Annotated in this window: 2 protein-coding genes; both read left to right on the top strand. The window is 59.7% G+C overall.

Annotation, left to right across the window (positions count from 1 at the left end; genetic code table 11):
* Nucleotides 1-1,417 (top strand): IS21 family transposase (gene istA, locus EO133_RS07120; RefSeq protein ID WP_127071966.1); only part of this gene is annotated, 1,417 nt, incomplete at its 5' end.
* A complete protein-coding gene (gene istB / locus EO133_RS07115; RefSeq protein WP_090600540.1) occupies nucleotides 1,407-2,189 on the top strand; it encodes an IS21-like element helper ATPase IstB in 783 nt (260 codons plus the stop codon). The genes istA and istB, both read left to right, overlap by 11 nt.
* Nucleotides 2,190-2,237: the final 48 nt, after the last annotated feature.

Below are 2,237 nucleotides of genomic sequence, written 5' to 3'. Positions count from 1 at the left end.
GTCCGATACGGTTGAGCCGAAGTTCAAGGTGCCCGAGCGGCCGAGCAAGATCGATCCGTTTGCCGAGAAGCTGTCAGGCTGGTTGAAGGCTGAGAGCCGCAAGCCGCGCAAGCAGCGGCGCACGGTCAAGCAGATCCACGCCGATCTGGTCAGTCTTGGCTTTGAAGGTTCCTATGGTCGGGTGGCGGTTTTTGCCCGGCGCTGGAAAGAGGATTTCCAGCGCCAGCAGAACACCACCGGCCGTGGCGTTTTCGTTCCCCTGGCTTTCGAGCCGGGCGAAGCCTTCCAGTTTGATTGGAGTGAGGACTGGGCGCTGATCGGGGGCGAGCGGGTCAAGCTGCAGATCGCGCACTTCAAGCTCTGCTACAGCCGGGCCTTTGCGGTAAGGGCCTATCTGCTCCAGACCCACGAGATGCTGTTTGATGCCCATAATCACGCCTTCCGCGTGCTGGGCGGAATCCCGCGTCGGGGCATTTATGACAATATGCGCACGGCGGTCGACAAGGTCGGGCGTGGCAAGGCCCGGCAGGTCAATGCCCGGTTCTCGGCCATGGCCAGTCACTTTGTGTTCGAGCCCGAGTTCTGCAATCCCGCTGCGGGCTGGGAGAAGGGGTTGGTGGAAAAGAACGTGCTTGATATGCGGCACCGGCTTTTCCAGCCCTTGCCACGTGCAAACTCGCTCGATGAGTTGAATATCTGGCTGGAGCGACGGTGCAAGGCCCTATGGGAAGAGATCACCCATGGTGCCGAGCCAGGTTCAGTTGCCGATGCCTGGAGGATCGAGACCCAGTTTCTGATGACTGTGCCGCGTGTTTTTGACGGGTTCGTCGAGCACACCAAGCGCGTTTCCCCAACGTGTCTGATCCATCTGGAACGCAACCGCTACAGCGTGCCGGCCTCTTTCGCCAACAGGCCGGTCAGCGTCCGTGTCTATCCGGACCGCATTGTCGTTGTCGCGGAAGGCCAGGCGATCTGTGAGCACTTGCGGATCATCGACCGCCATCATGGAACCGGGCATACTGTTTACGACTGGCGCCATTATCTGGCCGTGCTCCAGCGCAAGCCCGGCGCCCTGCGCAATGGTGCGCCCTTTGCCGACATGCCCGATGGATTCCGACAGCTTCAGCGCCACCTTCTGGGCAAGCCCGGTGGTGATCGCGAGATGGTCGATATCCTGGCTCTGGTTCTCCACCATGACGAACAGGCAGTGCTCACAGCGGTCGAGATGGCACTGGAGGCCGGCGTGCCCACCAAGACCCATATCCTGAACCTTCTGCACAGGCTGGTCGATGGCAAATCCACCGTGATCGCCCCGGTCAAGGCACCACAAGCCCTTGCCCTGGGCAAGGAACCGCAGGCCAATGTCGAGCGCTACGATACCCTGCGCGGGGATAAGGAGGTGCGCCATGCGTCATGATCCGGCAAGCGCAGCTTTGGTCATCATGCTCAAAAGCCTCAAGATGACGGGCATGGCCCAGGCGATCAGCGAACTCACCGAACAGGGCTCTCCGGCCTTCCAGGCAGCCGTTCCGGTTCTCTCCCAATTGCTCAAGGCCGAGATGGCCGAACGCGAGACACGATCGATCGCCTATCAGCTCAAGGTTGCACGCTTTCCAACCTATAAGGACCTGGCCGGCTTTGATTTTGCCAGCAGCGAGATCAATGAGGCCCTGGTGCGCCAGCTCCATTCCGGTGCCTTCATCGAAAAGAGCGACAACGTCGTTTTGGTAGGGGGACCGGGAACCGGCAAAACCCACATCGCCACAGCCCTGGGCATCCAAGCCATTGAGCATCACCGCAAGAGAGTGCGCTTTTTCTCGACCGTTGAACTGGTCAATGCGCTGGAACAGGAAAAGGCTCAGGGCAAGGCCGGGCAGATCGCAAATCGGCTCGTCCATTCCGACCTGGTCATTCTCGACGAGCTTGGATACCTGCCCTTCAGCGCATCAGGAGGGGCATTGCTCTTCCACCTGCTGAGCAAACTCTATGAGCGCACCAGCGTCATCATCACCACCAATCTCAGCTTTGCCGAGTGGGCCAGCGTGTTTGGAGACGCCAAGATGACAACCGCGCTGCTCGATCGGCTCACCCATCACTGCCATATCCTCGAAACCGGAAACGACAGCTTCCGGTTCAGGAACAGCTCGGCCCAGGCCACAAAAACCAAAAAGGAGAAAGCACCGACTTGACCATCTGACCAAACCCAAATCATATCCATGAGGCGGGTCAATTCTCGG

The sequence above is a fragment of the Pelagibacterium lentulum genome (assembly GCF_003992625.1).
Classification (GTDB): domain Bacteria; phylum Pseudomonadota; class Alphaproteobacteria; order Rhizobiales; family Devosiaceae; genus Pelagibacterium; species Pelagibacterium lentulum.
This window is presented reverse-complemented; position numbering and strand designations above follow the sequence as displayed.